Raw genomic sequence first — 26,506 nt, forward strand, 5'->3', positions numbered from 1 at the left:
TCTGTGCAGACCCACGAGATCCGACGGCGATTCCTGGACCATTTCGTGCGCGCCGGGCATACCGAGGTGCCCAGCGCCTCGTTGATCCTCGACGACCCGAACCTGCTGTTCGTCAACGCGGGCATGGTCCAGTTCAAGCCGTACTTCCTCGGCCAGGAAACCCCGCCCTTCCCGCGGGCGACGAGCGTGCAGAAATGCGTGCGGACCGGGGATATCGAAGAAGTGGGCATCACCACCCGGCACAACACCTTCTTCCAGATGGCGGGCAACTTCTCCTTCGGTGATTACTTCAAGGAGGGCGCGATCGCCTTCGCCTGGGAGCTGATCACCAAGTCGCAGGAGGACGGCGGCTACGGGTTCGACCCCGAGCGCATCTGGGTCACCGCCTACGAATCCGATCCGGAGGCCGCCGAGATCTGGCGCCGGGTCGCCGGAATCCCCGAAGAACGCATCCAGTTCCGCGACGGCAAGGACAACTACTGGGACATGGGCGTGCCCGGTCCGGGTGGCCCCTGCTCGGAGATCTACTACGACCGTGGCCCCGAGTACGGCAAGGACGGTGGCCCGGTCGCCGACGAGGACCGCTACCTCGAGATCTGGAACCTGGTGTTCATGCAGGACATCCGCGGTGATCTGAGCCCCAAGCTCGGTCATCCGCCGGTCGGGGTGCTGCCGAAGAAGAACATCGATACCGGCATGGGTATCGAGCGCATCGCGCTGCTGCTGCAGGGCGTCGACAACGTCTACGAGACCGATCTGCTGCGCCCGATCATCGACAAGGCCGAGGCGCTCACCGGCCGCTCCTACGGCGTCGAACACGCCGACGACGTCCGCTTCCGGGTGATCGCCGACCATGCCCGCACCGCGGCCATGCTGATCGCCGACGGCGTCAACCCGGGCAACGACGGCCGCGGCTATGTGCTGCGCCGCCTGCTGCGCCGCATCGTGCGTTCGGCGCGGCTGCTCGGCGCCGAGAAGCCGGTGATGGGTGAGTTCATGAAGGTCGTCAGCGAGCTGATGTCGCCGTCGTACCCGGAACTGGCCACCGATTACAGCCGCATCGAGACCGTCGCGGTGGGCGAGGAGACGGCGTTCCTCAAGACGCTCAACACCGGCTCCAAGCTGTTCGACGACACCGCCGAGCAGGTCAAGGCCGCCGGTGGTAAGACGATCGCGGGTTCGGACGCGTTCACCCTGCACGACACCTACGGCTTCCCCATCGACCTCACCTTGGAGATGGCCGCCGAGGCCGGGCTCTCGGTCGACGAGGAGGGCTTCCGGTCGCTGATGGCCGAGCAGCGCCGTCGCGCCAAGGAAGACGCTCAGGCCCGCAAACACGCGCACGCCGACCTCTCGGTGTACAAGGAGCTCGTCGACCGCGGTGCCACCGAATTCACCGGTTTCGACGAGCTGACCTCCGAGGCGCACGTCCTGGCGCTGATCGCCGACGGCGTCCGGGTGCCCACGGCCACCGCGGGCCACGACGTCGAGGTGATCCTGGACCGCAGCCCGCTCTACGCCGAGTCCGGCGGTCAGATCGCCGACCGCGGCACCATCACCGCCTCGGGGCTGAAGCTGCGGGTCAACGACGTGCAGAAGATCGCCAAGAAGGTGTGGGTGCACAAGTGCACCGTGGAGCAGGGCCAGATCACCGAGGGTGACGTGGTGCTCGCCCAGGCCGATCCGGCGTGGCGGCGCGGCGCGACCCAGGGCCATTCCGGCACGCATATGGTGCATGCCGCGCTGCGGCAGGTGCTCGGCCCCAACGCGGTGCAGGCCGGTTCGCTGAACAAGCCGGGCTACCTGCGCTTCGACTTCAACTGGCAGGGTCAGCTCTCCGAACAGCAGAAGGCCGATATCGAGGCCGTCTCCAACGACGGTGTCGGCGCCGACTACCCGGTCAACACCTTCATCACCGATCTGCCCAAGGCCAAGCAGATGGGCGCGCTCGCGCTCTTCGGCGAGAACTACGGCGACCAGGTGCGTGTGGTGGAGATCGGCGGCCCGTTCTCGATGGAGCTGTGCGGCGGCACGCATGTGCAGCATTCCTCGCAGATCGGCCCGATCACCCTGCTCGGTGAGTCCTCGGTCGGTTCCGGTGTGCGCCGCGTGGAGGCCTTCGTCGGCCTGGATTCCTACAAGTACCTGGCCAAGGAGCGCGCGCTGCTGGCCGGTGTCGCCTCCGCGCTCAAGGTGCCCTCCGACGAGGTCCCGGCCCGCGTCGAGCAGCTGGTGGAGCGGCTGAAGGTGGCCGAGAAGGAGCTCGAGCGCACCAAGATCGCCGCGGTGCTCGCGTCCGCGGGCACGCTGGCCGACGGCGCCGAACGTCTGGGTGATCTGCTGCTGGTCGCCGCCGCCGCGCCCGAGGGTGTCGCCGCGGGCGATCTGCGCACGCTGGCCACCGACGTTCGCGGACGGCTCGGCAGCAACCCGGCCATCGTGGTGCTGCTCGGCAACACCGACGGCAAGGTGCCGTTCGTCGTCGCGGTGAACAAGCCGGCGCAGGAACTCGGCGTCAAGGCCGGTGATCTGGTGGCAAGCTTCGGCCCGGCCATCTCCGGCCGGGGCGGCGGTAAGCCGGAAATGGCCCAGGGTGCGGGCTCGGATCCGTCGGGTATCGCGGCCGGACTGGCCGCGGTCCGTGCTCGGGTGGCCGAACTCGCCGGCTGATGGGTGAACCCGGACGCACCGAACACCGGGGCGATCGGCCGGATCCGGCCACCGACCCGGGACGGGGCAGGCGTATCGCCATCGACGTCGGCAGTGTGCGCATCGGGGTCGCCTCCAGCGACCCCGACGGCATCCTCGCCACCCCGGTGGAAACCGTGCCGCGCGCCAAACCGAACCCGCGTGCGGCGGGTCCCGGACCCGATATCGCCCGAATTGCCGATATTGTGCGGGAATACGAGGCCGTCGAAATTATCGTCGGCTTGCCGCGCACCTTACGCGGGGAAAAGGGCACTGCCGCTACGCTGGCAATCGCATTCGCCGATCGTTTGCGGTCGGTGGTCGCCCCGGTGCCGGTACGGCTTTCCGACGAACGTTTGACTACGGTGTCAGCTGCACGTGCATTGCGGGACAGCGGAGTTCGCGCACGCGGCCAGCGGCAGGTGATCGATCAAGCGGCTGCCGTGTCGATCCTGCAGGGATGGTTGGACGAACGGAGTTCGGTGTTGAAGTCGGTCGAAGAAGCGGTACGCCGCGCGTCGTCCGGAGACGATGCATGACGGATCGGTGGGCGCGGGCCGAAGAACGCTACCGTCAGCGGGAAGCCGACCGGCGCTACCGCCGTGACGACGAGGCGTGGGGGCGAGACAGTCGCGCGCGAGCGGACGTGGCCGGGGACGCCGAGGACGAGTGGAACTACCTCGACGACGACGACACCACCGTCATCCCCCGGTACACCGACGACGATGACCTGATCGAACCCGAGCCGGAGCCCGAACCGGAACCGGTGCGGCGCCCGGCCACCCGCACCAAGAGCGCGACGCGGTCGCGACCTCGGGCGGAAGCGGCCGAAGCGCGGCGCGGCACACGGCAGCGCCCGGGTTCGCGGGCCAAGAAGAAGTCGAGGGTGGCCTCCCGGAAGGCGGCCGAGCGCAAACGGCGCAGGCGCACGATGCTGGCCGTCGCGGCGGTCTTCGCCGTGCTGTTCGTGGGCGCCGCCGGTTTCGCGGGCATGAAGCTGATGGACGGGTACGCGCCCGCCGAGGATTTCGCCGGCCCGGCCGGACCGCCGGTGGTGGTGCGGGTGCATCCGGGCGAGACCGCGACCGAGATCGCCGACACGATGGCCGACAAGGGCGTCGTCGCCAGTAGCGCAGCCTTCTACGAAGCCGCCGTGCGCAATTCGAATATGAACTCGGTGCAGCCCGGGTACTACGCGATTCCGAGCCACAGTCCGGCCGCGGATGCGGTCGCCGCGCTGGTGAAACCGGAGTCGCGGGTGGGCAATCTGGTCATCTCCGAGGGCAGGCAGCTGCACGACCAGCACGATGTGAACACCGGCTCGCGCAAGGAAGGCATCTACACCAAGATCGCCGCGGCCAGCTGCATCGGCACCGGACCCGCCGCGGACTGCGTCACCTATCAGGAGCTGGAAGCCGCGGGCGCCGGCATGGATCTGGCCGCGCTGGGGGTGCCGGAATGGGCGATGGACTCGGTGCGTCAGGTGCCGGACCGGGCGCGTCAGCTGGAGGGGCTGATCGCCGCGGGCAGCTGGGATTTCGATCCGAGCGGTACACCGGAGCAGATCTTGAAGGAATTGGTCAGCGCCAGTGCCGCGCTCTACGAATCCACCGGCCTGCTGCAATCGGGCGGGGAGACCGGACTGACGCCCTACGAATCGTTGATCGCCGCCTCCCTGGTCGAACGTGAAGCGCTGCCGCAGGACATGGGCAAGGTCGCACGGGTGATCGTGAACCGGTTGAAGGTCGACCAGCCGCTGCAATTCGATTCGACGGTCAACTACGCCCTCGACACCACCGAGGTCGCCACCACCGACGCCGACCGGGCCCGGCGCACGCCATGGAACACCTACGCCATGGCCGGTCTGCCCGCCACGCCCATCGCGGCACCGTCGGCGGCGGCGCTGCGTGCGGTGGAGCAACCCGAACCGGGACCGTGGCTGTACTTCGTCACCATCGATAAGCAGGGCACGACGTTGTTCACCCAGAGCTACACCGAGCATCTGCGCAATATCGACCGCGCCATGGAAAGCGGGATCCTCGACAGTGGCCGCTGAGATCTCCGGCGCCGAGGTTCGCAAGGCGGCGGTGCTCGGCAGGCCCATCGCGCATTCGCGTTCGCCGCAACTGCATCTGGCGGCCTACCGCGCGCTCGGCCTGCCGTGGACCTATGAGCGCATCGAATGCACCGCCGAACAGTTGCCGGGGCTGGTGGACGGGCTCGGCCCCGAATGGGTCGGCCTGTCGGTGACGATGCCGGGCAAGGAAGCCGCGCTGGCCTACGCCACCGAACGCACCGAACGCGCGGAGCTGGTCGGCTCGGCCAATACCCTGCTGCGCATCCCCGGCGGCTGGCGTGCGGACTGCACCGACGTCGACGGTGTGCTCGGCGCGCTGCGCGGCGGCGGGGTCGACACCCTGGCGGAGGCCGTGGTGCTCGGCGCGGGCGGTACCGCCCGCCCGGCGCTGCTGGCGCTGGCCGAACTCGGTGCCACCGCGGTGACGATCGTGGCCCGCGATGCCGGACGGGCCGCGAGCGCCGTCGATCTCGCACACCGGCTCGGGCTCACCACCGCCGTGATCGGATTCGACCCGGCGGCGGTGGGCGCGGCCGCTGCCCGCTCCGGCGCGGCGGTGAGCACCGTCCCGCCCGCCGCCGCGGCTGTGGTGGCCGATGCGGTCGCCGCTGTGCCGGTGGTGCTCGACGCGATCTACAACCCGTGGCCGACCCCGCTGGCCGAGGCCGTCGTCCGTGCCGGGCGGACCGTGGTCAGCGGCCTCGACATGCTGATCAACCAGGCGTACGGGCAGGTCGAGCAGTTCACCGGACGCCCGGCGCCGCGCGCAGCGATGGCCGCGGCACTCGACACCGTGCGCTGACGCCACTCAGGAGCTCGGAGCGAGCCGTTCCGAGGCGATGGCGAGATCTTTGTCTCCGCTGCCGGACAGGCACAGCACCACCAGTGTGTTGCGTGCCAGCTCGCCGCCCTCCGCCCGCTCCATCAGATGCCCGACCGCATGCGCGGATTCGAGGCCCGCGAGCACACCCTCGGTGCGGCTGAGCGCTCGCAGGCCACGCAACGCGACGGCATCGGTGGCGGTCCGTGCGCTCATCCGGCCGCTGTCGCGCAGATAGCCGAGTTCCGGGCCGACGCCCGGGTAATCCAGACCGGCGGCGATGCTGTGGGTGGCGGCGATCTGGCCGTCGGCATCCTGCAGCAGGTAGCTGAACGTGCCATCCACCTCACCGGGACTTCCCGCCGTCAGGGTGGCGGCGTGGTCGCCGTCGGCCGCACCACGGCCCGCGGCCTCGACCGCGACCAACTCCACCTCGGGGTCGGCGGCGAACGGATGAAAGAGCCCGAGGGCGTTGCTACCGCCGCCGACGCAGGCCAGCACCAGATCGGGCAACCGGCCTTCGGCCCGAAGGATATCGGCGCGGGCCTCGCGGCCGATGACCGTCTGAAAATCCCGGACCATCTGCGGATATGGCGCGGGCCCCACCACCGTGCCGAGCAACAGGTGTGTATCGGCCAGGTTCGCGACCCAGTCGCGGACCGAGGCGCTGATCGCCTCCTTGACCCGCCGATTCCCGCTCTCGACCAGCCGCACTTCGGCACCGAGCATCCGCATCCGAGCCACTGTGGCCGGCTGGCGACGGACGTCCTCGCTGCCCATGTAGATCACGCATTCCAGGCCGAGCATCGCGCACACGGCGGCGACCGCGCCGCCGTGCTGGCCCGCACCCGTCTCCGCCACGATCCGCGTCTTGCCCAGGCGCTGCGCCAACAGTGCCTGCCCGAGCGCGTTGTTGATCTTGTGCGAGCCGGTGTGCGCCATATCCTCGCGTTTGAGGTAGACCTTCAGGCCGGGCACACCCAGCGACGCGGCGAAACGGGGTACCGCATGCAACCGGGTTGGCCGTCCCACGCGGTCGCGCAGGAGGGTGGCGAGTCGTTCGCCGAAGGCCGGATCGGCGCGGGCCAGCCGATAGGCCTGCTCGAGTTCGAGCAGCGCGGGCATGAGGCCCTCGGGAACGTAGCGCCCGCCGAACGCGCCGAATCTGCCGTTCTCGTCCGGGTAGACATCGTGCCGATATGCCGGCTGCAGTCCGAGATCGAGAACCATCCGCGCCTTCGCCTCCACAGTCGAGAACCGACCAGGAAGTCTCTACCAGTGCCGCGACCGCTTCACCATGGTTGGGAAACGCCGCAGTGAACTGGCGGTTATCGACTCCGGCGCCGACACGGCCAACTCTGTAACGGGTTCTAGTTTTGTGCGAAGGGGGCTGGGGTTATGGTGGTCGGCATGACAGCTTGGGTGTTGCGGGCCACAGTGCTCGGTGCGCTGGTCGTCGGCTTGCGGGTCCTGCTGGGGTTCGGCATGGTGAACTGGCCGACGCAGGGCGCGTGGATGCGGTTGCTGTGCCTGGTGGTGATCATCGCCGCGGGTGTCGGATGGGGCTTTATCGACGGCCGCCGCGACCGGGCCGCGCATCCGGATGCCGATCACGGCGCCGATCTGACCATCCCGTGGTTGAAGGCCGCGGTGGCCGGCGGCCTCGCCAGCGGTGCGGTGTCCTGGATTCTGGACCTGCTGCCTGGCTTCGCGCTCGGTGACAACGGCTTGCTGTTCGAAATGACCGCGGGCGCCTCGTTCATCGTGCTGCTGATCTTTATCCCGGCGCTGGCCGGCATCGCGCTCGGGCGCAGGCTCGGCGGCAAGGACGGTTCCGCCGCGGCCGGCACCCACCAGCCGGTAGCGGCCGCATCCTGATCCGATGATCCCCCGGTGGTGCCGGGGGATCGCGACGTCCTAGAGCAGGACCGCGCTACCGGCACCGGGTTCGGGATCGCGGGCGATCGCCGAATACGCGGCGGCCAGCAGCGTCGGATCCGGCCCTTCCAACCGGCCGGGCTTGGCCAGGCCGTCCAGCACCACGAAACGCAGGACACCCGAACGGGTCTTCTTGTCGGTCTGCATCGACTCCAGCAGCTGAGGCAGTGCATCGGCATCGTAGGTGGTGGGCAGGCCGACGCTCTCCAGCACGGTGCGGTGCCGGTCGGCGGTGGCGTCGTCGAGGCGCCCGGCCAGCCGGCCGAGCTCGGCGGCGAACACCAGGCCCACCGAGACCGCGGCGCCATGACGCCAGCGGTAGCGTTCCCGGCGCTCGATGGCGTGGCCGAGAGTATGGCCGTAGTTGAGGATCTCGCGCAGCGCGGCCTCCTTGAGATCGGCTGCAACCACCTCCGCCTTGACCGCGATGGCGCGGCGGATCAGTTCCGGCAGCACCTCGCCGGTGGGGTCGAGTGCGGCCTTCGGGTCGGCCTCGATCAGATCAAGGATCACCGGGTCGGCGATGAAACCGGCCTTGATGATCTCGGCCATGCCCGCGACGATCTCGTTGTGCGGCACCGTTTCCAGCGTCGCGAGATCGACCAGCACCGCGGCGGGTTCATGGAAGCAGCCCACCAGGTTCTTACCGGCCTCGGTGTTGATGCCGGTCTTACCGCCGACAGCCGCGTCCACCATGGCCAGCAGGGTGGTGGGCACGTGCACGATCTTCACCCCGCGCATCCAGGTGGCGGCGACGAATCCGGCGAGATCGGTGGCCGCGCCGCCGCCGAGGCTGACGATGACGTCGTTGCGGGTCAGCCCGATGCGGCCGAGCACCTCCCAGCAGAAACCGGCCACGGCCAGATCCTTACCGGCTTCGGCGTCCGGGATCTCGATGCGATGGGCGTCGATCCCGGTGTCGGCCAGCGCTTTACGCACCACTTCGGCCGTTTCGGCCAGCGGCGGCTGATGGAAGATCGCGACCGTACGCACGCCGGAACCGCTGCCGGTGACCGACTCGACGAGCTCGCCGAGCAAGCCACGACCGATGATCACCGGGTACGGGTCGGCGGTGCGGACCTCGAGACGACTCGGCTCTGTCACGTGCTCTGCTCCGATTCTGTGCGTTCTTGTTGGGTACGTGCGCGAGCGCGCGCCCGGCGGGCCCTGGCGCGGCGGGACCGTCCGTTGGTCGAGGTGCTCGCCGCCGGGGCGTTCGGGCCCGCGGCACCGGGCTGTCCGGTGGCGGTCTGGTCGGCGGTCTGGCTGTTCGCGGCGGCCTGCGCCGCCTTGCGGGCCGCTGCCCGTGCCCTCGACCTGCGGCGGGCCCTCGACCTACTGCTGCCCTGCGGGTTGGTGGCGCGTGGCGTGCGGTTCTGCTGTTCGGCGCCCTCGCCCGCGGCCGGTCGCACCGATTCCAGCGACAGCTTGCCGAGGATCATCTTCACCACCCGGCCCGGGCTGCGCCCGTCGGTGCGCACCCGCACCGTCGCGACCTCCCGGTACAGCGGTCGCCGACGCCGCATCAGCTCGCGATATTTGGCGCCGGGATCGGCGCCGTTGAGCAGCGGGCGGGCATTACTGGTGCCGGTGCGGCGAAGGCCTTCGGCCACACTGATTTCCAGGTACACCACGGTGTGTTCGCGCAGCAGCGCCCTGGTGTTCTCCGAGAGCACCGCACCGCCGCCGAGGGAGACCACGCCCGGCTCGTCGAGGATGGCGCGGCGCACCACCTGCTCTTCGATCTTGCGGAACTCCGCTTCGCCGTCGGTGGCGAAGATATCGGCGATGGTGCGCCCGGTTTCCTGTTCGATCCCGGCATCGGTGTCGTAGAGCTGCACGCCGAGTTCGCGGGCGAGCTTGCGGCCGATCGTCGATTTACCGGCCCCCGGCGGTCCGACCAGCACCACGCGCGGAGCGCGCGGGTCGGCCTGGGAAGTCATCGTGCCCGACTGTCCGCGTCGGTCGGCGCCACATGCGGACGGGTGCTGATGCGCTTGACGTAGCTGGTGATGTTGTCGGAGGTCTCGGCGAGCGAATCGCCGCCGAACTTCTCCAGTGCCGCCTGCGCGAGCACCAGCGCCACCATCGATTCGGCCACCACACCGGCCGCGGGCACCGCGCACACATCCGAGCGCTGGTGGATCGCGACGGCTTCCTCGCCGCTGCTCATATCGACCGTCGACAGCGCACGCGGCACCGTGGAGATCGGCTTCATCGCCGCACGCACCCGCAGGGCCTCGCCGTTGGTCATGCCGCCTTCCAGGCCACCGGCCCGGTTGGTCGAGCGCAGCACGCCGTCGGGGCCGGGCTTCATCTCGTCGTGGGCCTGGCTGCCGCGCCGGCGCGCAGTCTCGAAACCGTCGCCCACCTCGACACCCTTGATCGCCTGAATGCCCATGAGCGCGGCGGCCAGCCGCGCGTCGAGACGGTTCTCGCCGCTGGTGAACGAGCCGAGCCCGACCGGAAGTCCCTCCACCACGACCTCGACCACGCCGCCGAGGGTGTCGCCGTCCTTCTTGGCGGCCTCGATCTCGGCGATCATCGCCGCTTCGGCCTCGGCGTCGAAGGCGCGCACCGGGCTGGCGTCGATCGCCTCCAGGTCGGAGGCGGACGGGACATGGCCGGTGGTGTTGGCGGCGGTGCCGATCGAGATCACATGCGAGACGACCTCCACCCCGAAGGCCTGGCGCAGGAACGCGCGCGCCACCGTGCCCGCCGCGACGCGGGCCGCTGTCTCGCGGGCGCTGGCCCGTTCGAGCACCGGACGCGCATCGTCGAAGCCGTACTTGAGCATGCCCGAGTAGTCGGCGTGGCCGGGGCGGGGACGGGTGAGTGGGGCATTGCGTGCCAGGTCGGCCAGCTCGGCCGGATCCACCGGGTCGGCGGACATGACCGTGGTCCATTTCGGCCATTCGGAGTTGGCCACCTCGATGGCGACCGGGCCACCCATGGTGCGTCCATGCCGGACACCGCCGACGATGGTCACCTTGTCGGCTTCGAACTTCATCCGGGCGCCGCGCCCGTACCCGAGCCGACGGCGCGCCAACTGTGCGGAGATCTCGTCCGACGTCACCTCGACACCGGCCACCATCCCCTCGAGGATGGCGACGAGAGCGGGACCATGGGATTCTCCAGCAGTTATCCAGCGCAGCACGCCGTCCATCTTCCCATGTGGACGCTCTCGGCCGGGAAACCGGTCCACCGTGATCAGCGGCACCCTTCCCGCCTGCGCCGAATGGTTGCCGCGCGATCACCCGAAGCCCACCGCGAGCAGCGTCGCCACGCACATCGACGGGCCGTGCGGCAGGGTGACCGGACCTGTGGTCGACGGCGTCGCCGGCGCGCGGGGGCGGCGCATGGTTCGTGGGCGGTGCGGCGGCCGCGGGGCACCGACCGATCCGGCCGATGGGGCGATCGGATCGGTGGCCGCGCTGCACCGGCTACGTCCGCCTCGCGGCACTACGAGCACTGCGGCCCCCGCGACGGCGGTCAGCACCGGTGCGCCGACGGCGGCAGCCACCCATGCCTGGCCGCCGCACATCCCGGCGGCCGCCCCGAGCCCGACCGCGAGCTTGACATCGCCCGCCCCGAACGCCGCCGGTGTCACCAGATGCACCACGAGATACGGCACGGAGAGCAGCACTGCCCCGACGAGGGCCGCGGCGAGTCGGCCGGTGCCTGCCGCGTACCCGAGCACGACGGCAGCGCCGGGTCCGGTGAGCAGATCGGGCAGCCGCCGGTGCCGAATATCGCTGACACTCAACGCCATACACCAGGCGGCGAGCGCGATGAGCGCGAAGGTTCCCATCTGTCGACAGTGACAGGTGGGTCAGCGTCGCGGGAGCTGCCTGGCGCCGATTGGGGATAACCGCGACGGCTGTGAATACCGTCCGATTCGCAGGTGTCAGAAGGTGAGCCCGGTGGCGAGGCGGTCGAGCGCGTCGTCGAACACCGATACCACGTCGAGGTCGGGGTTATCGGCCCAGCGACGCATGAACCCGAGTGCGATTCCGATGACGGCGCCGGTGAACCAGGCGATCTCCGGATCGTCGCCGTCGCGTCCGGTGCGCTGGGCGACCAAGTCGGCGATCGCGCGTTCCATGGCGAGCAGATTGGTCAGGGTGGCTCCGCGCAGGCCCGGCTCGTGCAGCATCAGCCGGGTCCGGCGCCGGCCGAGCTCGATATCGGCCTCCGACATCTCCGCGGTGACCTCGTGAAAGGCGCCGCGCAACGATTCCACCACGCTCGCCTCGGCGGGCTGTTCGGCCAGCTTGGTGAACATGACGTTGTCGTATTCGTCGGAGATCACGAGATCTTCTTTGGTGGGGAAGTAGCGGTACACGGTGCTCGGGGCGACCTCGGCCGCCGCCGCGACCGCTTCCACCGGCGTGGCGTCATAACCATTGGCCTCGAACAGGGTCATGGCATGGCGCTGGATGGCAGCAGCGGTCCTGGCCTTCTTGAGCTCGCGCAGCCCCTTGGTGGGCTTCGCCGCGCCCGGAGACGCGGCCGACCGGTCGGCCGCCGGCCGCGAGGATGGCTTTCCGGCAGCTGCGGATTGCTGATCTCCGACCGACGACCTCACCGTGTACCCCACTCCTTGTGCTCAATCCCGCGACGGCGGCTGACTCGATTCTGCAACAGCGGCCGCGCCCACGGTTCGTGCGCCGCGCGCGGCCGGCGTCACGGCCCGGGGAGCGGCACCGTCGAGATCGTCGAGGTTGCGACCCTCGACGTCGATCTCGGGTAGCAGCCGATCCAGCCAGCGCGGCAGCCACCAGCCGTGCCGGCCGAGCAGCGACATCATGGCGGGCACCGCCGTCATCCGCACCAGGAAGGCATCGAAGAGCACCGCGGCCGCGAGGGCGAAACCGAACGACTGCACCATCGGGGTGGCCGAGAACAAGAATCCGGCGAACACGCTGATCATGATGATCGCCGCGGCCGTGACCACCCGCGCGCCCGCGGCGAAGCCGTCGACGATCGCGGCATCGGTGCTCTGCCCGCGCAGATGTTCCTCCCGCATACGCGTCACCAGGAACACCTGGTAATCCATCGCCAGCCCGAACACCATGCCCACCAGCATCACCGGCAACAGGTTGACGATGATGCCGGAGGACTGCACACCCAGCTGATCGTTGAACCAGCCCCACTGGAACACCGCGACCACCACGCCGAAGGTGGCCGCCACGCTGAGCAGGAAACCGGCGGCCGCGACCAGTGGCACCAGCACGGAACGGAAGACCAGGATCAACAGCACGAAGGCCAGGCCGCCGACCAGGGCGAGATAGGGCAGCAGCGCGGCCCGCAATTTCGCCGACGAGTCGATATCGAGAGCGGTCTGGCCGGTGACCATCACCCGCGCATCACCCGGCAGCGCGGCGCTGCCCGCCTCGTCACGGATGGCCTCGAGTGCCCGCGTGGTGGCGGGATCGGCCGGGCCGTGTCCGGGTACCACTGCCAGCAGCGCGGTGGCGCCGGTGGCGTCGAAGACCGGCGGCGCGACGGCTGCCACGCCGTCGATGCCACTGATGATCGTGCGCACCCTGGCGGCCGCGGCGGGAGCGGCAGCGTCGGCGCCCGCGTCCACCACCACGGTGAGCGGGCCGTTGGCGCCGGGACCGAACCCGTCCGCGATCAGGTCGTAGGCCTTGCGTTGGGTGGTGTCGGCCGGCGCGGTGCCGTCATCGGGGAAGCCGAGCCGCAGATCCAGCGCGGGCACCGCGGCGAGCAGCAGAATCGCTGTGGCACCGAGCAATACCGGCAGCCGGTGCGCGACCACGGTGGCGGCCCATCGCCTGCCCATCGTCATCCGGGCGGGCCCGGTGCCGCGGCGCGGGCCGCGCACCCGCACCAGCCGTTCACCGCCCCAGCCCAGCAGCGCGGGCAGCAGCGTCAGTGCCGCGATCACCGCCATGGCGACGGTGAACGCCGCCGCCAGACCCACCTGAGTGAGGGCGGGGATCCCCACCACGGTCAATCCGGCCAGAGCGATGACGACCGTGAGTCCGGCGAACAGCACCGCCGAACCGGCCCGTCCGACGGCTTGACCTGCCGCTTCGGGCAGGGCGTAGCCGGCCGCCGCGAGCTGGCGGTAGCGCAGGATGATGAACAGCGAGTAGTCGATGGCGACCGCGATGCCCAGCATCAGCGCCAGCGCCGAGGTATCGGTGTTCAGGTCGGCGAAGCCGCTGGCCGCGGTGATCGCGGCCAGCCCGACCGTGAGCCCGGCGGCCGCCACCAGCAGCGGCAACCCGGCCGCGAGCAGTGAGCCGAGGGTGATCAGCAGCACCACCGCCGCCACCAGCACGCCGATGGTTTCGCCCGCGCCCTCGTCGGGGGCGGCGGCAGCGTCGGCGCCGGCCTCGGCGGTCATACCGGCCTCGCGGGCGGTAGTGAGCGCCTCGGCGACGGCGTCGCGATCGGCCTCGGTCAGTTCCTCCCGGCTCACCCGATACGACACCTCGATCAGACCCGTTCGCCCATCAGCGGCGATGGCGTCGGGGCCGAGTTCGCCGACCCGCGCGACATTCGGCCCGACGGCCAGACGGTCCCGGACCTGGTCGATCGTCTGCCCGGCGTCCTCGAGGCGCGTGCCCTCAGGGGCCACCAGCACGACCCGCGCCGTCGCGCCGTTCGCGGCGGCGTCGGGGAAGCGCTGCGCCATCACATCGATGGCCCGCTGCGATTCGGTGCCGGGCACCGTGAACGTGTCCGAGGTCGGCCCGGACAACGTGGCCGCTGCCCCGATCGCCCCGGCGATCACCGCGAGCCACACCACCACGACCAGGCCGCGGCGCCGGAAACTTCCGATTCCCAGCCGATAGAGCAGCACTGACATAGGAGACACCACCTATTTGAGAGTGAACTAGTAAATCGGAGTGTACTCCCAAAACATGCTTGGGTGTCGGGCCCGCGGAAGACGGCGGTAGCTTTGATCCATGTCTGCTGATGCTGCGGGGCTGCGGCCCGACTACGCGGCGCGTCGAAGCGCGCTGCGCAGCCTGCTGGTGGAGAACGAGATCGACGGGCTCCTGGTCACCGACCTGGTCAACATCAGGTACCTGACCGGCTTCACCGGCTCGAACGCCGCGCTGCTGGTGTCCTCCTGGGACGCGCACGGGGCCGAAGATCGCACCGTCATCAGTACCGACGGCCGCTACCGCACCCAGGTCGCCGAGCAGGTGCCCGACCTGCACGCCGACATCGTGCGCGCGTGTGCCCGCCGCGTGGTGGAACTCGCGGGGGAGTGGCAACTCGGCCGGGTCGGCTACGAGAGTCACGTGGTCACCGTCGACGAGCACCGCGGCTTCGAGGAGCTCAGCACCGGTCTGGAACTGGTCGCCACGCCCGGGCTCGTCGAGCAGTTGCGCATGGTCAAGGACGCTTACGAGGTGGACCGGCTGCGCGCGGCGTGCGCGGTCGGCGATGCCGCGCTGGCCACCCTGCTCGAGCGCGGCGCGCTGCGACCCGGTCGCACCGAACGTCAGGTGGCCCGCGACCTGGAATGGGCGATGTTCGAACACGGCGGCGAAGCCGTCGCCTTCGAGACGATCGTCGCCGCGGGTGCGAATTCGGCTGTCCCGCACCATCGCCCGACCGATACGGTGCTGGCGACGGGCGATTTCGTGAAACTCGATTTCGGTGCGGTCGTCGGCGGCTACCACTCGGACATGACCCGGACCCTGGTGCTCGGCCCGCCGGCCGACTGGCAGCGCGAGGTCTACGAACTGGTGCGCGAGGCGCAGCGGGCAGGCCGCGAGGCCCTGCGACCTGGCGTGCCGGTCGCCGATGTGGACGGCGCCGCCCGCGCCGTCATCGACGCCGCGGGCCACGGTGCGTTGTTCGTGCACGGACTCGGACACGGGGTCGGACTGCGTATCCATGAAGCGCCCGGAATCGCGAAAGCGGGCACGGGTACACTGCTGTCTGGCGTGGCGGTGACCGTCGAACCAGGTGTGTACTTTCCCGGCCGCGGCGGGGTCCGGATCGAGGACACGCTCGTGGTGCGCGAAGGGGGCCCGGAACTGCTCACCCGCACCAGCAAAGACCTGACCGTCGTCGAGTGACGCCGGTCGCCGAGAACCGAGGAGATCCGAAGACAGTGGCGGACACCAGCGACTTCAAGAACGGCCTCGTGCTGAAGATCGACAATCAGCTCCAGCAGATCGTCGAGTTCCAGCACGTGAAGCCGGGCAAGGGCCCCGCCTTCGTGCGGACCAAGCTGAAGAACGTGGTCTCCGGCAAGGTCGTCGACAAGACGTTCAATGCTGGTGTGAAGGTCGAAACCGCGACCGTCGACCGTCGCGATATGACCTACCTGTACCACGACGGCTCCGACTACATCTTCATGGACGGCGAGACCTACGACCAGATCCACCTGGGCGAGAACATCGTCGGCAAGGCCGGTGGCTTCCTGCTGGAGAACATGGGCGTGCAGATCGCGATGCACGAGGGCGAGGCGCTGTTCATCGAGCTGCCGGTCTCCATCGAGGTCGAGGTCACCCACACCGAGCCGGGTCTGCAGGGCGACCGCTCCAGCGCGGGCACCAAGCCGGCCACCATCGAGACCGGCGCCGAGGTGCAGGTCCCGCTGTTCATCAATGTGGGCGACAAGCTCAAGATCGATACCCGCGACGGCAGCTACATCAGCCGCGTCAACTCCTGACGCCGCATGGCGGACCAGCCCGCGGAGAAGAAACCCGCATTCAAGAAACTCGGCGCACGCCACAAGGCCAGGCGCCGCGCGGTGGATCTGCTGTTCGAAGCCGAGGCCCGCGATATCGACCCCGCTGATCTGATCGACGAGCGGGTCGAGTTGTCGGTCACCGATCAGGCGGTCGCACCGGTGCACGCCTACACCCGCACGCTGGTCGAAGGCGTCGCCGATGATCTCGACCGGGTCGACGGCACCATCGAGTCCTATCTGCAGGACTGGACGCTGTCGCGGTTGCCCGCCGTGGACCGCGCCATCCTGCGGATCGCGGTGTGGGAGTTGTTCCACGCCAACGATGTGCCGCCGGTGGTGGCGGTCGACGAGGCGGTGGAACTGGCCAAGGAGCTGTCCACCGACGACTCGCCGTCGTTCGTCAACGGTGTGCTCGGTCAGGTGGTGCTGGTGGCGCCGCAGGTCCGCGCCGCCGCCGCGGCCACCCGCGCGCCGCGGCCCGAGCCGGAGCAGTGATGCACAAGTACCTGGTCATGGTCATGCGCACGCCCCGGTTCGATCCGGCGGTCGTGGAACCGCACAAGCAGTTCCTCGCCGAACTGCGGGCCAAGGGCATGCTGCAGGAAACCGGCCGATTCACCGACGGCACCGGTGGCGCCTATATCGTGCTGGCCGATTCGCTCGACCAGGCGCGCGAGATCGTCTTCACCGATCCGGTGCACACCACCGGAGCCTCGGAGGTCACGGTGTACGAGTGGGAGATCACCGGCTGACGTTGTGCGAAGCGCCGACGCGGTCCCGGTCGTGAACCCCGCCAGGTTCTGCCGGGACCGAGCCGTCTACCGGCCCGCCGTCGGTCGGCTCCGAGCTGTGGCCCGCACCGCGGTGATCGTTCCGGCGACGGTGATGGCCGCGATCCCGAAGGTCATCAGCCGTGCGGAATTCACGACCGAATCCCCGCCCAGGTTGACCAAAGTGCCGGCGATGGCGGAGGTCACGGTGTAGGCGATGAGCTGGGTGGTGCTCAACGCCGCCGCGGCCTTGGCGCCCTCGATCTCGTCGGTCGTACTGGCCATCGCGGCCACGCTCAGGTGCGGGAAGGCCAGGCCGATACCCGTACCGGCCACGAAAAGAGCTGCGGCCCACAGTAGTACGCCGATGATGGCGGCGTCGTCGGACTGAGCGAGCCCGTAGACGAGCAGTCCGCCGGTGAGGAGAACCGGCGCCGTCCGGATGGCCCGTCGCGCGGCGGCCGGGCCGAGGCCGACGCTGAACAGCTGCGATACCACCCACCCGACGGACAGAGCGGCGCCGAGCAGCCCGGCGGCGAAGGGCGCCAGACCGCCGAGTTCCTGACCGAACAGTGGAATGAAGTTCTCCGTCATCACGCCCGCGCACAGGGCGGCGACGGTGAGGTACACCCACTTGAGCGGATTGTCGCGCTGATAGGTCGAGCGCGGCAGCACCGAGGACCTGCCACGCTTTTCGGCGGCGAGGAACGCGCCGAGCAAGACGGCGCCCGCGATCATGCAGCCCGCGGTCGGCCATCCGGACGCCACCGTGGAACTGAGGCTGAACACCGCCGCCGCGGCCGTGAGCAACGTCAGCGACAGCAGCGGCACGTTGCTGCGCTCGGTGGCAACGGCGGTCCGGGGTGGCAGGGCGCGGACACCGAGCATCGCCAGCACCACCGCGGCGAGCAGGAGCAGGGCATAGGCCCAGCGCCAGGCGCCGACCTGGGCGAAGGCCCCGCCCAGGGTCGGGCCCGCCAGCGTGCCCACCCCCCACATCGCCGATACCAGACCGGCGGCCCTGGCCCACAGGTGGGCGGGCAGCGCCGCACGGATCACCGCGTAGCCGAGCCCGGCCAGCAACCCGCCGCCGAAACCCTGGACGACGCGCCCGACCAGGAGCAATTCCATAGTCGGGCTCAGCGCATTCAACGCCGCGCCCAGTCCGAAGGTGAGGAAGCCGACCAGGTACGCCCCCCGCACGCCTCGGCGTCCGAGGATTCGGCTGACCAGCATCGATGCGATCACCGCCGCCATCAGGAATCCGGTGGCGACCCACGCGTAATAGTCGGCGCCACCGATGTCATCGACGATCGATGGCATGAGGGCGGCGGTGAAATACAGATTCATCGCATAGAGCGCGACGCCACCGGCCAGGATCGCCACGCTCGCGAAGTGGCTGGGCGACAGCAACTCACGCCAGCCGCCAGTGGGTCGGTCCGTCGTCACCGCGTTGTCGTTGTCGGGCTTTTCGTGCTCATCGAGCGAGGTAGAGGTCACGAGCAGCTACGCTAGAACTTAAAGCTCACTTTAAGTCAAGGAGTTCGATGTCGAAACCGGCACCCACCGATCTGCTGACGGTCGGCGAGGTCGCTCAGCGCGCGGGGATCGCCACGTCCGCGGTCCGGTTCTACGAAGACCAAGGGTTGATCACCTCGATTCGTACCTCGGGCAACCAACGTCGGTTCCGCAGGCATGTGCTGCGTAGGCTGTCGCTGATCCTGGTCGCCAAGCGCCTCGGTATCCCGCTCACCGAGGTCGCCGAGGTCTTCGCGTCGCTGCCGGAGGATCGGATGCCGAGCAAACGTGACTGGCAACGGATCTCCCGGCGCTGGCAATCCCATCTGGCCGCCCGCAGGCGCGAACTCGAGGCCCTCGAACGCGAACTCACCGGCTGTATCGGTTGCGGTTGCCTGTCGTTGCAGACCTGCTGGGTACTCAACCCTGGCGATGCGCTCAGTGACGAGGGGCCCGGTCCGCGTCGGTTGCCGCACGAGGACGCGGCGAGCGCCGATATGCCGTGAACGTCACTGGCGTTACCGCGCACCCGGCGTGCTGGGCGGGCGGCGCAGCGGGGTCGTCGGGGAGTCCGATGCCGGGGGCCACGGCGGCATAGACGGCCGGGGTGTTCGCGGGACGGGCGCCGGTTGTGGTGGCCGAGCCCAGGGTGCGGGCGGCGGTGACGTGAAGGCCGGGCCGAACGGGGACTCGGCCGGGACCGGCTGTGGCGGAGCCGTTCGCGACTGCCGCGGCACCGGTTCCGGCCGTGGATGCCGGGGACGTCGATCAGCGGGATCGGCCGCGCTCGCCGCTCGTGTGGGAGGCCGGTACTCCTCGGGCCGGGAGGCGATCCAGCCGGCCACGATGGCCAGGCCGGTGGGTCGGTGGACGGCGAGGAAACCGAAGGGGCGGTCGAAGGTCGCGGTGCAGACGGTGACTCGGTGTTCGGTCGGCGGTGGTGGCCTGCTGCCGGCGCGGAGGGCGAACGCGGTGACCGCCGCGGCTTCGAATCCATCGCGGGTGAAGCGGGCCAGCACGTCCTGTGCGCCCTGGCTGATCGCCAACGGCCTCGGGGAGATCCCGGGGAAGTGATGCCCGGATGTCTGTGCGGCGGTGAGGCCGAATATCGGGCTCAGGTGGGTGGCGCAGAGGTCATGGTTGGAGCGGATGTCGAAGGGCGGGAGTTGTAGCCGGAGCTGAGGTCGATTCCGCAGTGAAGTCTCTTCGCGCACTGCGAGTCCGGGCCCGTCGGTGCCCACGGGGAGTTGCGTGCGCACTTCGATCACACCGGCGAGTGCGTCCAATCCGGTGGCGAGCACGTGGGCGGGAGTGGCAGGTCCTTGGAGCAGATGAATATCGACATCGGCCGTGCCCTGCACGACGATGCGGGTCACCGGTTGGGGTCCGTCCAGGATCGCCGTGTCCGTCAGACTGCTGGTGGTCCGTGACAATGCGGCCACCGCTGGGCCCTGCCATGGGCCGGTCCCCGGTGTCATGGCCGTCTCATGAAACGATTCGCGCCACGTGGTGCGGGCCACCAGGGCGGTTGCCAGGACCAGCAGGGTCGAGGGGTCGATTCGGAGTGGAAACTTCTTGATCAGGCCACCGGTGTGCTGGTCGGCCCAGGCATCGAGGGTGACCTGGTCGGTGAGGAGATCGACTGTGCCCACCGGCAAGCCGCTCAGCCACTCGTCGTTCAATGGCAGGTTGCGGTTGACCCAGACGCCGAGCGCTGCGGACAGATCGACCGCGTCATCCATCGTCTCCATGAGCCGCAGTGCGGCCGAATGGGCTGTGCTGCCGGGCATTCCGATTGCCGCTTCGAGTTCGGCGCGCGCCGGCCCGCCCGCGGCCGACGCCATCAGGCCGAGCAGCGGCCACAGCCCGGCGCCGGAGAGGACGAAATCTCCGTCCGCGCCCGCCTCGCACCAGCGGCGAGTGAGGTGGTTCGCGGCATCGACGTGGGGTTCGAGCACGGTCCGCATGGATTCACCCTATCGGCGGCGCGGCAGGAGGGCGACAGCGTATACCGCTGCGCGTCCGGGTCGCTGCCACCGGACCGAATCGCGTGACACAGTGCGGCGCAGCTGGTTTCGCCCAGGCGAGGCGAACCGGCAACCGTGTGTCGACGGGCGGGACTTCTGGACAGGGCCATTGTGTGTCACCAGTGGGGGTCGAATCACGCCCAGCGGAGTCGCGAGCCGCCGACCCATGCCCGCGCTCCCGCCGGGTGGGTGTACAGGACCCCGGCGGGAGCGCGAGCAGCAAGCCGTGACCGGCTCGGATCGAGAACGGAGGCCGGCCCCGACGCCGGGCCCCGCGCTCTCGCTGTCGATCTTGCTACCTCAACCGCGCTCGAGGTCAAACCGTCCGCCGGCAACCGGTCGAGGCGACCGGTTGAGAGACAGATAGACTTTTCCTCGCAACACTTCGATGGTGAGGAGATCGGGCGATGACCGAGAATCAGCGCACGATATTGCGCGGACGCTGTACGCCGGAGCAGGCGTGGGCGGTGTTCGATGATCTGCCCGCCGCCCGTGTCGGCGAGGTGACCACCGGCCGCTGGCGTGGCAGCGAAGTGAACACCGGACATCCGTGGGCCGGTGTGCTCGTGGAATCCGGTTGGTACGGCAAGCAATTCGACAGCCCCGACGCGGTGCATCCGCTGCTGTTCGCCGACCAGAACGGTTCGATCTTCGCCGTGGACCCGCGCCGTGCCCCGCTGGGGCTGGCCGGTCGATTCCCGGCCACCTGGCTGCGCCCGGTGCGCAACAATCTGCGCTTCCTCGCGCCGGCGCTGCGCACCAAGAAGCCGACGGCGCGGTTGCGCGACATCGAATACCGCGGTGTCGTCAGCGCGGCCATGGTTTACGACCATCTGCCGATCATCGACCATTTCCGGCGTCTCGACGACGATGCCCTGCTCGGCGTGATGGATATGCGTGGGCTGGCCGAGCCGTATTTCTTCATGCTCGAGCGCTGACCGGAAGGTCGCTGCCGCGACCGTCGGTTGCCGCCCGCGTCCACGGCCCATCGACTCGAATCGGCGACCCGAACTGCCGCGATCGTGTCCGCTGTGCCGCGCCGGGCAATCGTCCGCTACCGATCTGCGCCCGGCCGCAGAATGATCTTGCCGAGCGGGGCGCGTGATTCGACCAGCTCATGCGCCTGAGCCGCGGCGTCGAGCGGCAACGTCGTCTCGACGGCGGGTGCGAGTGTGTGGACTCGCTCGAGGATGTCGGCGCGGTGTGGCGCCAGCTCCGCGAGCCAGGCGGGCCCCGCGCACCCGATGAGGGTGAGCCCACGGGGGAGAAGATCGCCTGCCGTCACCTGTGCCGGCGCGCCGGACAGCCAGCCATAGCTGAGCATGCGTCCGCTGCCCGGGGTCATGACATCGAGCAGCTGCGCAGCGGACGAGCCGCCGATGGAATCGAAGACGACGTCGACGGTGGCGTCGGCGAGCCGGGCGCGCAGGGTATCGGCCCAGTTGTCGGCACGATGATCGAGCACGTCGGTGGCGCCCAGCTCGCGGGCCCGTTGCTGCTTGGCCGCATCGCCCGCGGTGGCGATCACCCGCGCCGCGCCGAACTGCTCGGCCAGCTGAACCAGGTAACTGCCGACGCCCGTCGCCCCTGCTTCCACGAGCACCGTCTCGGTGCCGGTGAGCCGGGCGGCCTTCAGCAGCGCGATCGCGACCGATCCGCTCATCGCCGCGGCTGCGGCATCCTCGGCCGAGACTCCTTCCGGGATAACGGTCGCGGCCTCGGCTGCGGCGCGAACGAACTCGGCGTAGGAACCCGCACCCGCCGTATCTGCCACCACTCGGCGCCCGAGAAGGCTCCGATCCACGCCGTCGCCGACCTCGACCACCTCACCCGCCGCCTGGAACCCGAAGACGGCCGGAAGGTCGACGGCCATCGGGAAAATGCCCGAGCGCATGAGGGTTTCGGGGTAGAGGACGGGGATCGCCTCCGCGCGGATCAGTACTTCGCCCGCCTCCGGTCGCGGCTCGGCGACCTCGCGCGCGACCAGGACCTCGGGCCCACCGATTCCCGTCATTACGATTGCTTGCATTGGAACTCCATAACTTGACCGACGGTCCACTTACTCGTGCAGACGATATGGACCGCCGGTCAACTTGTCAACCGAAAGTGGTGCGATGACCGACCGTCGTCCGGCCGAACGCGCGGATGCCGCGCGCAATCGGCGCGCGATCCTGGACGCGACCAGGGCCCTGCTCGCCGAGCACGGCGCGGAGGCGATCACGATGGATCGGGTCGCGGCAGCCGCGGGGGTCGGCAAGGGGACCATCTTCCATCGCTTCGGCAACCGGGCCGGGTTGCTACACGAAATGGTCGCCGAGAGCGCGTTGACGCTGATGAACGCGGTCAAGGACGGGCCGCCGCCGCTGGGGCCAGGCGCGCCCGCGGGGGAGCGGCTGATCGCCTTCTTCGAGGCGATGGCGTGGCTGGTGATCGACAATCTCGAGCTGATGGCCGCCTATCGCACCGAGGCGCCGCATCCGAGAACCGCGGAGTTCCATCGGTTCTGGTTCGACCACATCACCGCGCTGCTGCGTGAGGCGCGTCCCGATCTGGATGCCGAGGTCGTCGGGCGGCTGTTGCTGGACAGTTTGGCCGGGCCGACCGTGCCCGATCTGGTGCGCTCGGGCGAGACCGATCGAGTGCTGGCAGCGGTGCGCGCGATGATGGAGTCCGTCTTACGCGCACCCTGAGCCGGGAACGGGGTCGCTCGTGCTGCGGCGTGGAGTGCCGAGACGGATCACGGAACGGCGGCGGGCTGCCCACCGAGCGCCGGCACCAGGTGCGCGTTGTGCGCCCGGTCGGATCAGCGCGGCGCCAGGATGGCGTCGAAACGTTGATCGGCCAGGTCGAGTTGTTCGAGGATGTGCACCTTGACGTGCTCGGCGAGCGGGGTGTCCGCTCGCAGCACCAGATCTCGGTAGACGTCGGTGAGCGGCCGGTACTTGGTGGCGAGTTTGTGCAGGACGGGGCCGGTGGCGTACAGGATGCCGACGCCGTTGTCGGTGAAATCCGACAGCTTCACCACCCGTGCCCACGGCGCGCGCTCGAGTTCGGTGGTGACGTGTTCGCGATACTGTTCGTGCCGGTCGCGGCCCGGGTCGGGCGCCGGATTGGTCACCGACGCAACGATATCGGCGACCCGTGCGCCGAACCGGTCGGCGAGGGCGGCCAGCGCGGCGGATGTCGGCGAGCCCGATCTCGTCCCGGCCAGCTCGGTGGGGTGGTCTTCCACCGAATCGTGCAGCAGCCCGGCGATCACCACCTCGGTATCGCGCACCTCGTAATGGCTGGCGATCCGGATCGCCACGCGCAGTAGATGGTTGATGTACGGCTCGCGGCCGTATCGGTCCTCTCGGTGCAGATCGGTGGCCAGCTCGAGCGCGGCCGTGAGCTGCTCTGCGCCAGGTAATTCCGCCGTTTCCAGCTCGAATCTGCCGCGCAGCCCGTCTTCACCGTAGACATCGCTGATCGTGTGCAGCGGCATCACCGCCAGCACCCCCGCCCCAGGATCATTCATGCAGCAAATGTAGCGGCAGGGTACGACACCGTGCTGTGGCCGCCGCCACGTTTTCCGCACCCGGTGATCTCAGCGCACGTTGCGCGGACGGAACTGGATGCTGATGCGCGGGCCGACGGGCTTTCGGGTCTTCGGCACCGCGTGCTCCCAAGTGCGCTGGCAGGAACCGCCCATGACGAACAGATCGCCGTGGCCCGGGTGGAAGCGCAGACTCTCGCCACCGCCCTTGGGGCGCAACAGCAGCGGGCGGGGGGCGCCAAGCGACACGATGGCGACCATCGTGTCGTGGCGGGCGCCGCGTCCGATGGTGTCGCCGTGCCAGGCGACGCTATCGCGGCCGTCGCGGTAGAAGCACAGCCCGGCCGTGCGGAACGGCTCACCCAGCTCGGCCAGGTAATGCTCGGTGAGGGCTTCGCGGGCCTGATCCAGCAGCGGGTCGGGCAGCGGGTCGGTTTCGCCGTAGAAGCACAGCAGCCGCGGCACATCGACCACCCGGTCGTACATCGGCCGCCGTTCGGCGCGCCACGGTACCGACGAGGCGAGATGCTCGAACAGCTCATCGGCTCCGCTGAGCCAACCGGGTAGCTGGTCCACCCAGGCGCCCGCGGCGAGGCGGGTACGGCGCACCCCGGCCAGCGGCGCCAATCCGCTTTCGCCGAGCCCGTCGAGCAGCGATCCCTGCAGCGGCATGGTCATGGGAGAGAGCCTAACGCCATTCGAACATATGTGCTAGTGACTGCTGTGCATACCCTATCCGCCGGGCCCGCGTCCGTCGCCGGATGGTCGAATGGGGTCTTCGCGCTTGATTCGGAGGGAGTTCCATGGCCGTGCTGCAGAGCGACGGAGGTTCGGGGGACAAGGAGAATCCGGCGGGGGGACCCGAGGGGCCAGGGCATCTGAGCCGCCAGCTGGCCAACCGGCACATTCAGCTGATCGCGATCGGCGGCGCCATCGGCACCGGCCTGTTCATGGGTTCGGGCAAGACGATTTCGCTGGCCGGGCCGTCGGTGATCCTCGTCTACATGATCATCGGGTTCTTCCTGTTCTTCGTCATGCGGGCGATGGGCGAGCTGCTGCTGTCGAACTCCGAGTACAAATCGTTCAGCGATTTCGCCGGTGATCTGCTCGGCCCGTGGGCCGGGTTCTTCACCGGATGGACCTACTGGTTCTGCTGGGTCGTCACCGGTATCGCCGATGTGGTCGCGATCGCCGGCTATGTCGCCTACTGGTGGCCCGAGCTGCCACTGTGGATTCCCGCGCTGGTCTGTATCGCGGTGCTGCTGGTGCTGAACCTGCCCACCGTGCGCGCGTTCGGCGAGACCGAGTTCTGGTTCGCCCTGATCAAGGTGATCGCCATCGGCGCGCTGATCGTCACGGGTCTGGTGATGGTGCTGACCGGCTTCACCGGTGACAGCGGCAGCACCGCCTCGATCGCGAACCTGTGGAACGACGGCGGGTTCTTCCCGATGGGGCCGATGGGATTCGTGGCGGGCTTCCAGATCGCGGTCTTCGCCTTCGTCGGCATCGAACTGGTCGGCACCACCGCGGCCGAGGCCAAGGACCCGGAACGAACCCTGCCGCGCGCGGTGAACTCCATCCCGGTGCGCGTGCTGCTGTTCTACGTGGGCGCGCTCATCGTGATCTGCGCGGTGACGCCGTGGCGTGAGGTCTCGCCCGACGAGAGCCCCTTTGTGGCGATGTTCAGCCTGGCCGGTCTGGGGATCGCGGCGAGCGTGGTGAACTTCGTCGTGCTCACCAGCGCCACGTCGAGCGCGAATTCCGGCATCTACTCCACCTCGCGGATGGTCTACGGACTCGCCGGTGACGGCGACGCTCCCGCCATCTTCGGCAAGCTCTCGCCGCGCCGGGTGCCGGCCAACGCGCTGCGTTTCTCGTGTGCGTTCCTGATGATCGGCGTGGTGCTGCTCTACGCGGGCCAATCGATCGTGGAGGCGTTCACCGTGGTGACCACGATCTCGTCGCTGTGCTTCATGTTCGTGTGGACCATGATCCTGGCCAGCTACCTCGCCTTCCGGCGCCGTCGCCCGCACCTGCACACCGCGTCGAAGTTCAAGATGCCCGGCGGTATCCCGATGGTCTGGGCCGTGCTCGCCTTCTTCGCCTTCCTGATCTGGGCGCTCACCCAGGAGTCCGACACCCTGCAGGCCTTGCTGGTGACACCGATCTGGTTCGCGGTGCTCGGGCTCGCCTACCTGGTGGTCCGGCGCAGCCCGCACCACAAGGCGCTGCGCGACCAGCATCGTGACAAGGTCCTCGCCGAAACCTCGGCGCTGGGCTGACCGGCTGTCCGCCCCGATCGGGGCGGGCATCCCGCGAGGGCGGGGTCGGCGCACTGTCCCGGCCCCCGCCCGAGGTGACTTCGGGGCGGCCGGTGTCGTCGTGGTTCGGCTTCCGTTTTCGATCCCGTCCGCGGTGACGGCGCCTAGAGTCGTCGGCAG

25 protein-coding genes are annotated in these 26,506 nt (G+C 69.3%); 13 read left to right on the forward strand and 12 right to left on the reverse strand.

All coding sequences use genetic code 11. The features are described 5' to 3' along the window. Positions 1–3 precede the first annotated feature (3 nt). From alaS to AC5W7N_RS11435, 4 genes are read left to right on the forward strand one after another with little or no spacing between them, the layout of a single operon-like run. On the forward strand, positions 4–2,670 hold the full coding sequence (alaS, locus tag AC5W7N_RS11420) for an alanine--tRNA ligase (protein WP_194989968.1): 2,667 nt from the start codon (positions 4–6) through the stop codon (positions 2,668–2,670). Beyond that, positions 2,670–3,227, forward strand: coding sequence for a Holliday junction resolvase RuvX (ruvX, locus tag AC5W7N_RS11425; protein ID WP_194989967.1), 558 nt, complete (start codon positions 2,670–2,672; stop codon positions 3,225–3,227). The genes alaS and ruvX overlap by 1 nt, the downstream gene beginning before the upstream one ends. After that, positions 3,224–4,744: an endolytic transglycosylase MltG gene (locus AC5W7N_RS11430; protein WP_194989966.1), complete on the forward strand. Its 1,521-nt coding sequence runs from the start codon at positions 3,224–3,226 to the stop codon at positions 4,742–4,744. Before ruvX ends, AC5W7N_RS11430 begins: the two co-directional genes overlap by 4 nt. Beyond that, entirely contained in the window at positions 4,734–5,567 is an 834-nt protein-coding gene (locus tag AC5W7N_RS11435) for a shikimate dehydrogenase (protein ID WP_495923664.1), read from the forward strand. Before AC5W7N_RS11430 ends, AC5W7N_RS11435 begins: the two co-directional genes overlap by 11 nt. 6 nt (positions 5,568–5,573) lie before the next feature. On the opposite strand, the gene trpB is transcribed toward AC5W7N_RS11435, so the two are convergent. Further along, positions 5,574–6,815 carry a tryptophan synthase subunit beta gene (trpB, locus tag AC5W7N_RS11440; protein WP_495923666.1) on the reverse strand — a complete coding sequence of 414 codons (1,242 nt, stop codon included), beginning with the start codon at positions 6,813–6,815 and terminating at the stop codon, positions 5,574–5,576. Between the two features lie 180 nt (positions 6,816–6,995). Here trpB and AC5W7N_RS11445 point away from each other — a divergent pair, with 180 nt between their 5' ends. Beyond that, entirely contained in the window at positions 6,996–7,463 is a 468-nt protein-coding gene (locus AC5W7N_RS11445) for a B-4DMT family transporter (protein WP_495923668.1), read from the forward strand. A gap of 39 nt (positions 7,464–7,502) precedes the next feature. Here AC5W7N_RS11445 and aroB read toward each other — a convergent pair whose 3' ends face one another. From aroB to AC5W7N_RS11475, 6 genes are all read right to left on the reverse strand, one after another. Then, positions 7,503–8,627, reverse strand: coding sequence for a 3-dehydroquinate synthase (gene aroB / locus AC5W7N_RS11450; RefSeq protein WP_163814613.1), 1,125 nt, complete (start codon positions 8,625–8,627; stop codon positions 7,503–7,505). Beyond that, entirely contained in the window at positions 8,624–9,466 is an 843-nt protein-coding gene (locus tag AC5W7N_RS11455; protein ID WP_163814612.1) for a shikimate kinase, read from the reverse strand. The genes aroB and AC5W7N_RS11455 overlap by 4 nt, the downstream gene beginning before the upstream one ends. Beyond that, entirely contained in the window at positions 9,463–10,680 is a 1,218-nt protein-coding gene (aroC, locus tag AC5W7N_RS11460) for a chorismate synthase (protein ID WP_280499640.1), read from the reverse strand. The genes AC5W7N_RS11455 and aroC overlap by 4 nt, the downstream gene beginning before the upstream one ends. A 96-nt stretch (positions 10,681–10,776) precedes the next feature. Next, complete coding sequence (locus tag AC5W7N_RS11465; RefSeq protein WP_163814611.1) at positions 10,777–11,334, reverse strand: prepilin peptidase; 558 nt, start codon at positions 11,332–11,334, stop codon at positions 10,777–10,779. Positions 11,335–11,430: 96 nt separating this feature from the next. Next, positions 11,431–12,111 (reverse strand): acyl-CoA-like ligand-binding transcription factor, encoded by a 681-nt coding sequence (locus tag AC5W7N_RS11470; RefSeq protein WP_195007047.1) that lies wholly within the window; start codon positions 12,109–12,111, stop codon positions 11,431–11,433. Between the two features lie 21 nt (positions 12,112–12,132). Next, the gene (locus AC5W7N_RS11475) at positions 12,133–14,367 is read right to left on the reverse strand and encodes an MMPL family transporter (protein WP_495923671.1); all 2,235 of its coding nucleotides are present in this window, start codon (positions 14,365–14,367) and stop codon (positions 12,133–12,135) included. 100 nt (positions 14,368–14,467) lie between these two features. On the opposite strand from AC5W7N_RS11475, the gene AC5W7N_RS11480 reads away from it, so the two are divergent. The 4 genes from AC5W7N_RS11480 to AC5W7N_RS11495 are packed head-to-tail and all read left to right on the forward strand — an operon-like array spanning position 14,468 to position 16,967. Continuing rightward, positions 14,468–15,595, forward strand: coding sequence for a M24 family metallopeptidase (locus tag AC5W7N_RS11480; RefSeq protein ID WP_495923672.1), 1,128 nt, complete (start codon positions 14,468–14,470; stop codon positions 15,593–15,595). 35 nt (positions 15,596–15,630) lie between these two features. Beyond that, positions 15,631–16,194: an elongation factor P gene (gene efp, locus AC5W7N_RS11485; RefSeq protein WP_014351746.1), complete on the forward strand. Its 564-nt coding sequence runs from the start codon at positions 15,631–15,633 to the stop codon at positions 16,192–16,194. Positions 16,195–16,200: 6 nt separating this feature from the next. After that, entirely contained in the window at positions 16,201–16,710 is a 510-nt protein-coding gene (nusB, locus tag AC5W7N_RS11490; protein ID WP_163814608.1) for a transcription antitermination factor NusB, read from the forward strand. Next, positions 16,710–16,967, forward strand: a complete 258-nt coding sequence (locus AC5W7N_RS11495; RefSeq protein WP_163814607.1) for a YciI family protein — start codon at positions 16,710–16,712, stop codon at positions 16,965–16,967. The genes nusB and AC5W7N_RS11495 overlap by 1 nt, the downstream gene beginning before the upstream one ends. Before the next feature lie 66 nt (positions 16,968–17,033). On the opposite strand, the gene AC5W7N_RS11500 is transcribed toward AC5W7N_RS11495, so the two are convergent. After that, positions 17,034–18,485 (reverse strand): MFS transporter, encoded by a 1,452-nt coding sequence (locus AC5W7N_RS11500; RefSeq protein ID WP_495923673.1) that lies wholly within the window; start codon positions 18,483–18,485, stop codon positions 17,034–17,036. A 47-nt stretch (positions 18,486–18,532) separates the two neighbouring features. Here AC5W7N_RS11500 and soxR point away from each other — a divergent pair, with 47 nt between their 5' ends. After that, a complete protein-coding gene (soxR, locus tag AC5W7N_RS11505) occupies positions 18,533–19,009 on the forward strand; it encodes a redox-sensitive transcriptional activator SoxR (protein ID WP_495923675.1) in 477 nt (158 codons plus the stop codon). Between the two features lie 12 nt (positions 19,010–19,021). Here soxR and AC5W7N_RS11510 read toward each other — a convergent pair whose 3' ends face one another. After that, positions 19,022–20,470: a serpin family protein gene (locus tag AC5W7N_RS11510; RefSeq protein WP_495923676.1), complete on the reverse strand. Its 1,449-nt coding sequence runs from the start codon at positions 20,468–20,470 to the stop codon at positions 19,022–19,024. A 467-nt stretch (positions 20,471–20,937) separates the two neighbouring features. On the opposite strand from AC5W7N_RS11510, the gene AC5W7N_RS11515 reads away from it, so the two are divergent. Continuing rightward, positions 20,938–21,468: a DUF4334 domain-containing protein gene (locus tag AC5W7N_RS11515; RefSeq protein ID WP_163814604.1), complete on the forward strand. Its 531-nt coding sequence runs from the start codon at positions 20,938–20,940 to the stop codon at positions 21,466–21,468. Positions 21,469–21,584: 116 nt separating this feature from the next. Here the strand turns inward: AC5W7N_RS11515 and AC5W7N_RS11520 are convergent, their stop codons facing one another. Further along, positions 21,585–22,559, reverse strand: a complete 975-nt coding sequence (locus tag AC5W7N_RS11520) for a quinone oxidoreductase family protein (protein ID WP_280212618.1) — start codon at positions 22,557–22,559, stop codon at positions 21,585–21,587. Between the two features lie 85 nt (positions 22,560–22,644). Between AC5W7N_RS11520 and AC5W7N_RS11525 the strand changes: the two genes are divergently transcribed. Then, positions 22,645–23,220 (forward strand): TetR/AcrR family transcriptional regulator, encoded by a 576-nt coding sequence (locus AC5W7N_RS11525; protein WP_163814603.1) that lies wholly within the window; start codon positions 22,645–22,647, stop codon positions 23,218–23,220. Between the two features lie 113 nt (positions 23,221–23,333). Here the strand turns inward: AC5W7N_RS11525 and AC5W7N_RS11530 are convergent, their stop codons facing one another. Both AC5W7N_RS11530 and AC5W7N_RS11535 read right to left on the reverse strand, forming a co-directional pair. Then, a complete protein-coding gene (locus AC5W7N_RS11530) occupies positions 23,334–24,047 on the reverse strand; it encodes an HD domain-containing protein (protein ID WP_163814602.1) in 714 nt (237 codons plus the stop codon). A gap of 69 nt (positions 24,048–24,116) precedes the next feature. After that, positions 24,117–24,743, reverse strand: coding sequence for an alpha-ketoglutarate-dependent dioxygenase AlkB family protein (locus AC5W7N_RS11535; RefSeq protein ID WP_163814601.1), 627 nt, complete (start codon positions 24,741–24,743; stop codon positions 24,117–24,119). Positions 24,744–24,868: 125 nt separating this feature from the next. Here AC5W7N_RS11535 and cycA point away from each other — a divergent pair, with 125 nt between their 5' ends. After that, the gene (gene cycA / locus AC5W7N_RS11540) at positions 24,869–26,347 is read left to right on the forward strand and encodes a D-serine/D-alanine/glycine transporter (protein WP_175585941.1); all 1,479 of its coding nucleotides are present in this window, start codon (positions 24,869–24,871) and stop codon (positions 26,345–26,347) included. The last annotated feature ends 159 nt before the right edge of the window (positions 26,348–26,506 follow it).

The organism is Nocardia sp. CDC519, from assembly GCF_059509835.1.